Annotated in this window: 5 protein-coding genes; all 5 read left to right on the forward strand. The window is 66.9% G+C overall.

What is annotated here, in order from left to right; all coding sequences use genetic code 11:
- The first annotated feature begins 907 nt into the window (after positions 1–907).
- From ACMGEZ_RS12435 to ACMGEZ_RS12455, 5 genes are read left to right on the forward strand one after another with little or no spacing between them, the layout of a single operon-like run.
- Complete coding sequence (locus ACMGEZ_RS12435) at positions 908–1,738, forward strand: formylmethanofuran dehydrogenase subunit C (RefSeq protein ID WP_436822559.1); 831 nt, start codon at positions 908–910, stop codon at positions 1,736–1,738.
- Between the two features lie 51 nt (positions 1,739–1,789).
- Positions 1,790–2,323 (forward strand): formaldehyde-activating enzyme, encoded by a 534-nt coding sequence (gene fae, locus ACMGEZ_RS12440; RefSeq protein ID WP_436822560.1) that lies wholly within the window; start codon positions 1,790–1,792, stop codon positions 2,321–2,323.
- The gene (locus ACMGEZ_RS12445) at positions 2,324–4,204 is read left to right on the forward strand and encodes a chorismate-binding protein (RefSeq protein ID WP_436822561.1); all 1,881 of its coding nucleotides are present in this window, start codon (positions 2,324–2,326) and stop codon (positions 4,202–4,204) included.
- Between the two features lie 26 nt (positions 4,205–4,230).
- Positions 4,231–4,887: an HAD family hydrolase gene (locus ACMGEZ_RS12450; protein ID WP_436822562.1), complete on the forward strand. Its 657-nt coding sequence runs from the start codon at positions 4,231–4,233 to the stop codon at positions 4,885–4,887.
- Positions 4,888–4,919: 32 nt separating this feature from the next.
- Positions 4,920–6,137, forward strand: a complete 1,218-nt coding sequence (locus ACMGEZ_RS12455) for a phosphotransferase-like protein (RefSeq protein WP_436822563.1) — start codon at positions 4,920–4,922, stop codon at positions 6,135–6,137.
- Positions 6,138–6,377: the final 240 nt, after the last annotated feature.

A 6,377-nucleotide genomic window follows, 5' to 3' on the forward strand; every position in this document is an offset into this window, starting at 1 on the left:
GTCTTGCTTCCTGTCCCTGCGGTGGGTTGGGGTGGGGGCACTCTGGCTGTCGATTGGTACGGTGCGCTTGGTTGGAGTGCGGAGCCGGGAATTCGCCCCGGCGGGCGAGTTACTTTCTTTGTCTCGCCAAAGAAAGTAACCAAAGAAAGGCGACCCCACTGCGCGTGACCCTCCGCTTCGCTACGGGCAACCTGCGGTGCTCGCTTCAGGCGGGGTCCGCGCAAACTCGCTTCGCTCAAACACGCGCGGCCCTTTTTCCGCCTGAAGCTGCGCTCCTCGGCGCGCGCAGAGGGGATTGGGGAGAGGTCGGGCCATTGCTTCGCTCGGCCACCAGCGGCCTCGCTGCGCGAGGCCTGGAACAGGTGCATGCGTGTGCGCTCGGACGTGAGCATGAGCATGGCTACGAGCACAAGCACGAGCGTGTCCGACTGCTACTGCAACTGCGTGCGCGTGCGCGTGTGCGCGAGAGCCAACGTGAGCGAAGACCCGAAGCTCACGCCAACCTGCACACCACACAAGGACGCGCCACGGCGCGTTGGAGTTCAGATCCCCTCTGCGCGTGCCGAGGAGCGCAGCTTTTCGCGGAAAAAGGGCCGCGCGTGTTTGAGCCGAAGGCGAGTTTGCGCGGACCCCGCGAAAAGCGAGCACCGCAGGTTGCCCGTAGCGAAGCGGAGGGTCACGCGCAGTGGGGTCGCCTTTCTTTGGTTACTTTCTTTGGCGAGACAAAGAAAGTGACTCGCCCGCCGGGGCGAATTCCCGGCTCCGGACTCAAACCAAGCACACAGTACGACTCGACAACCAGAGTGCCCCCACCCCAACCCTCCCCGGGAGGGAGAGGGAGCAACACCATCCAGGAACGCGAAGGCTCCAAAGCCCTCGACGAATTGCAGAACACGGAGGCCATCCAATGACCGGCTGGCACCTCCGCCTTCGTCACCCGCCCGCACTGCGCGTCGACCTGCGATCCATCACCCCCACCACCCTGGCCAACCTCCCGCTCGAGCAGATCGAACGCCTCCCAGTCGCCCACGGCAACACCACCCTGCCACTCGCAGAGCTCTTCGACATCACCTCGCACGAGAAAGACACGCTCCACTTCGAAGGCAACCTCGAGCGCTTCGACCACATCGCCTGGCAGATGGACACCGGCCGCATCCGCATCGAAGGCCATGCCGGCCACTACGCCGGCGGCTGCATGCGCGCAGGCGAGCTGCACATCGAGGGCCGCGCGGGCCTGCTCGCCGCCTGCGAAATGGCGGGCGGCACGCTCACCGTCGAAGGCGATGTCGGCGACTTCGCCGCCAGCACCTTGCCGGGCAGCATGGACGGCATGCGCGGCGGCACCTTCGTCGTGCGCGGCAACGCGGGCGATCGCTTCGGCGACCGCATGCGCCGAGGCACCGCCGTGCTTCATGGCGACGCCGGGGATTTCCTCGGCTCGCGCATGGTCGCGGGCACCATCGCCGCAGGCGGGCGCGTCGGCGCGCATGCGGGGCATGGCATGCGCCGCGGCAGCGTGGTGTTCGCCGCACCCGGAGCAACCGTGGCGGCGGACGTCAGGTCGATGCCGACCTTCGTGCCGAACCGGGCCGCGACGCCGGTGTTCTGGGCCTTGCTGGCGCGCGACCTGGCGCGCCATGGCGGCGTCTTCGGCGAACTGCCGGCGAGCCGCATCGAACGCCACCTGGGCGATCTCTCCGCCGACGGCAAGGGTGAGCTGATCTTCGTGAATCCATGAGCCGCACGGCCGTCTTAGTTGCCCGCGGCTTGTTCAACCATTGGAGTTCCCGTGACGCATTCCTATCTCTTCCATGCCGGCGAAGCCACCGTGTTCGCAAAGGAAGGCCAGTTCACCGATGCCATGCCGGAGATCCTGATCGGCCTGGCCGACGGGCCGGTCGGCATCGCCTTTGCCGGCATGTTGGCGCAGAGCAAGGGCCATACCGCAATGTTCGCGATCCGCGCCTGCAACCAGCTCGTGCGGCCGGCGACCATCATGGTGCCGAAGGTCACGCTCAAGGACACGGCCAACATCGAGCTCTTCGGCGGGGTGGTGCAGAGCGCAACGGCCGACGCCGTGGTCGATTGCCTGATCGAGGGCATCATTCCCAGGGAGCTGGCCACCGAGCTGTGCATCATCAGCCTGGTGTGGATCGATCCGCGCTGCGCCAAGGATGACAATCTCGACAAGAAAGACATGTACCGCACCAACTACGAGGCCACCAAGCTCGCGATCCGGCGCGCGCTCGACGACGAACCGTCGGTGGACGAACTGATCGCCAATCGCCACCGGATCAAGCACGACATGGACGACTGGAGCTGAATGCCCGCCTTCGCGTTGCTCGACGACTGTGCTTCGACACCGCAGCGGCCGACCAGCCGGCTGTACAGCGGCTTCGTTCGCGAGCATCGGTGCAGCGACGCGGCGCGACTCGACACCGTGTGGGCCCAGGTCGATGCCGACCTGCGGCAGGGCCTGCAGGCGGTGCTCCTGGGCGACTACGAATGGGGTGCCAAGCTGCTGCAGGCCGGGCAGGCGCGGCTCGCACCGGACGATGCTTCGGCATTGCGCGTCTCGATGTTCCAGCACTGCACGAGGCTCTCGGCCGATGAGGTCGACGCCTGGCTGGCGGAGCGCGAGCAGGGCACGCGGTGCGAGCCAGGGGCGGCCGGTGTGATGGACCTCGTGCCCAGCGTCGACGAGGCAGCCTTCACCGATGCGATCGCACGCATCCACGAAGCCATCGGCAAGGGCGAGACCTACCAGGTCAACTTCACCTACCGGCTGCACGGCCGAAGCTACGGCTCGCCGGTGAGCCTCTACCGGCGGCTGCGCGCGCGCCAGCCGGTGGCCTACGGCGCGCTAATCGCCTTGCCGCAAGGCGAGGAGCCGGCCGAAGCCGCCATCACGCACGTGCTCTCGTGCTCGCCCGAGCTCTTCCTGCGCCATGACGCCGGCGTGCTGACCGCGCGTCCCATGAAAGGCACGGCCGCGCGTGCCGGCGTGCCCGAGGGCGACAGCGAGATGGCGCGCCTGCTGTCGGTGGACGCCAAGAACCGGGCCGAGAACGTGATGATCGTCGACCTGCTGCGCAACGACATCGGTCGCGTGGCGCGCATCGGCTCCGTGAAGGTGCCGACGCTGTTCGCCGTCGAGTCCTACGCCACGGTGTTCCAGATGACCTCGACCGTGCAGGCGACGCTGCGACGCGAAGTCGGCATGCCCGAGCTGCTGCGCGCGGTCTTCCCCTGCGGTTCCATCACCGGCGCGCCCAAGCACCGCACGATGGAATGGATCGCAGCGCTGGAGAGCACGCCGCGCGGGCTCTACTGCGGCGCCATCGGCTGGGTCGATGCGCCAGCGCAAGGTGCGCGCATCGGCGACTTCTGCCTGTCGGTGGCGATCCGCACGCTCACGCTCGGCACCGAGGTCGATGGGCTGCGGCCCCTGCGGATCGGCATCGGGGCCGGCATCGTGCAGGACAGCCGCGCCGCCGACGAGTTCGAGGAATGCCGGCTCAAGGCCCGCTTTCTCACCGGCCTCGATCCCGGCTTCGAGCTGTTCGAAACCATGCACGCCGACCCGGAAGGCATCCGGCACCTGGAGCGCCACCTGGCGCGGTTGGCGCGCAGTGCCCGGGCCCTGGGCTTCGCCTTCGACCGCGACGCGGCGCTTGCGGCCTTGCGCACGGCACTGCCGGCACTCGCGCCGGGCCGGCCCTCGCGCCTGCGCCTGGCGCTGGCGCACGACGGGCGGCTGGGCCTGACGCACGCGCCGCTGCCGCCCCTGGCTCCCGGCCCGGTAAAGCTGCTGATCGCCGCCGAGCGCTTGCCCGAAGCGAACCCCCTGGCCGCATACAAGACCACCTTGCGCGCGCACTACGACGCCGGCGTGCGCGCCGCCGAAAGCGCAGGTGCCTTCGACTCGCTGTTCTTCACGGCCGACGGCCGGGTCTCCGAGGGCGGCCGCAGCACGCTGTTCGCGCGCATCGACGGGCGCTGGTGGACGCCCCCGGTCGCCGACGGCGCGCTGCCCGGCGTGATGCGCGAGGTCCTGCTCGAAGACCCCGCGTGGCAGGCCGCCGAGCGCACGCTGCGCCGGGAGGACCTGGAAGCGGCGCAGGCGCTCGTGGTGTGCAACGCGCTGCGCGGCGCGCTGCCGGCGCAGCTCGAGCGCCATGCGAACGAGGTTTCGGCCGCCTGAGGCGCGCGTCCCCTCACCGTCGCGCAATGAAGCTGGCGCTCTTCGACCTCGACCACACGCTGATCCCGTTCGACAGCGGCATGGCGTGGACGCGCTTCCTGGTCGCGCGCGGTGTTCTTCCCGCGGATGCCGAGTCGGTCTATCTCGACTATTGCAAGCAGTACGCGGCGGGCACGCTGGACATTCGCGAGCTGCACCAGGTCAGCGTCGCACCCCTGGCGCGCTTCGGCGTTGCCGTGCTGCGGCAGTGGGCAAGCGAGTTCGAAGCCGAGATGGCGCCGCGGGTGCCCGAGACCATGCGCGCGCTGGTGCGCGGGCACCAGCAAGCGGGGCACCTCTGCGCGATCGTGACCGCCACCACCTGGCTCATCGCCGAGCCCTTCGGCCGGCTGTTCGGCGTCGCCGACGTGCTGGCGACCCGGTCGCTGGTGGTGAACGAGGCGCTCGACGGCGCGATCGAAGGCGATCCGTGCTTCGGGGAGCACAAGCTGATGCACGTGAAGTGCTTTCTGGAAACACGGGGCCTCTCGTTCGAGGCACTCGAGCGATCGTGGTTCTATTCCGACTCGATCAGCGACCTGCCGCTGCTGGGCGCCGTCTCGGATCCGGTGGCGGTCTGCCCGGACGCGCGGCTGCGCGCGCTGGCGCTGCAGGCGGGGTGGCCGATTCTCGAACGCGACTGAAGGGCCGGTGTCACGTGGAATCAAGGAGAGCTATGCAGCCCTCCGCCATCGTTCTGCATGGACCGACCAGCGCAGGAAAATCGAGCATTGCGGCAGCTCTTCAGGATTGCGCTCCAGTTCCATCGTTTCACGTGACGTTGGATGCATTCGTGACGATGTCCAGGCGTCGCGACATGCGCAGTCCTGATGAGCAGCGCCGCGCATATCGCATTCACTGCGAGAACCTCCAGTCCACGCTGCGACGACTCGTCGACACGGATTTCGAGATCATCCTTGATACGGTGCTCCGCGATGAAGCGGAACTGCAGGAATGCGTTGATGTGTTGTCTGCTCGTCCGCTTTGCCTGGTCGGCATACAGGCTCCCCTTGACACCCTTGAGCACCGGGAAGCCCTGCGTGAAGACCGAGCCTCCGGCATGCTCGGGAGCAGTTCGGGCATCCGGCGTTTGCTCGGTCATACGACGTGGTGGTCGACACGTCGTGTGAGCGGTGACGTCCTGGTCGGTGAGTATCTGGTTTCGACACAGTTCCCGAACATGGGCGCCAGCAAGATGTTTGAGCCGTTCGTGGCTGCGAAGTCGACCGCGCTGGTCACTCAGCAAGCTGACCTGGACGGCGACTACAACATCGCCCGCCTGACGCTCACAGAAGGTACTGGCGTGAACGCTCCGCCAAGCATGAGCTATCGAGTCGGGCAGATCAGGGTCCTCGGTGGCGGAACGAAGCTGCTGGTGTGCAACGAGACCGTCACCATCTCGCGCATCAGCACCTGTGCTGGGACCATCGCGACGTACACCGGCATCGCAGATGCAGAGGGCCATTGGCGGTTCATCAACGACTTGGACGCGACCGACATCCGCATCTTTGGCGTTGTGCCGACGGGAAATCAGAAGATCCTCCTCGAGTCCGGCTCGGTGTTGTCCAATCCGTCGAGCCACGTATTCAGTGTTGCGCTGCCTGAAAGCAACGTTTGGAACGCAGTCACTTCCCGCGGTGGGGACATGTCAGGGAACTGGAGCAAGTACGACATCGGCGTCAGCACCCTGACGGCGACGGGCTTCAGCTTTGACGGTACCAGCAAGTCAGCATCGCTCACCCTGGCCAGCGCTGGCGGGAATGCGCCTCTTGGCCTGCGCCACATTGTCGAACCCAGCTCTGTATCCTTTGGGCTTCAAGGCACGAAGTTGACGGTCATGATCGGCGGCTCAAGCTGGTATGGTGGCTATTTGCAGCTCGGGCTTATCGACTAGCACGCCTGACGGCGATGAAGGGGCCGCCTGCAAGCGGCCCTTTTTGTGTCTCGATTCGCGCTTCGAGCCGAAGCTCCAACGTCGCCACATATACAGTCGGCCGAGGTTGTGTGCAAACGGCTTTTGACTTGCGAGTATGCCGGCCACTCGGCCTTGTGGTCGTCATCGGCGCCACGGAGTCATCCAGTGGTCTCGTCGCACAGACCAGCGGTTTGCCTCGGGGCAGAGTCGCTGCGTAGG

Origin of the sequence: Variovorax stachyos (genome assembly GCF_051400855.1) — a bacterium.
Classification (GTDB): domain Bacteria; phylum Pseudomonadota; class Gammaproteobacteria; order Burkholderiales; family Burkholderiaceae_C; genus Variovorax.